Here is a 409-nt window from a genome sequence, read left to right as displayed (position 1 = left end):
AGTCGCGGACGGCGAGGGACAGGGTGCTCATCGGACGGTCTCCTTCGGCTGGGCGGGGACGGTGGTGGCGGTGAGGGCGAAGAAGACGTCGTCGAGGTCCGGGGTGTGGACGGTGAGTTCGTCCGCCTCGACGCCGGCGGCGTCCAGCCAGTCGAGGATGGACCGCAGCTCGCGCTGGCTGCCGCCGCTGGGGATCTGGAGCGCCAGGGCCTCGTCGTCGCGGGTGGCGACCTGGAGGGTCGTGACGGCGGCCTGGTAGGCGTCGGGGTCGGTGAAGCGGAGGCGGATGTGGCCGCCCGGGATCTGGCGTTTGAGCTGGTCGGCGGTGCCTTCGGCGACGATGCGGCCGCCGTTGAGGACGGCGATGCGGTCGGCGAGTTCGTCGGCCTCTTCGAGGTACTGGGTGGTG

General features: G+C 71.9%; 1 pseudogene. It reads right to left on the bottom strand.

Going from position 1 to position 409, the window contains the following annotated elements:
* Positions 1 to 27: 27 nt before the first annotated feature.
* Positions 28 to 409: pseudogene (locus IF73_RS0137175) on the bottom strand (ABC transporter); the annotation flags it as partial.

The sequence above is a fragment of the Streptomyces sp. NRRL F-5727 genome (genome assembly GCF_000719555.1).
GTDB lineage: Bacteria > Actinomycetota > Actinomycetes > Streptomycetales > Streptomycetaceae > Streptomyces.
The sequence above is the reverse complement of the archived record's forward strand: the minus strand, read 5'-3'. Positions and strand labels throughout refer to the sequence as shown.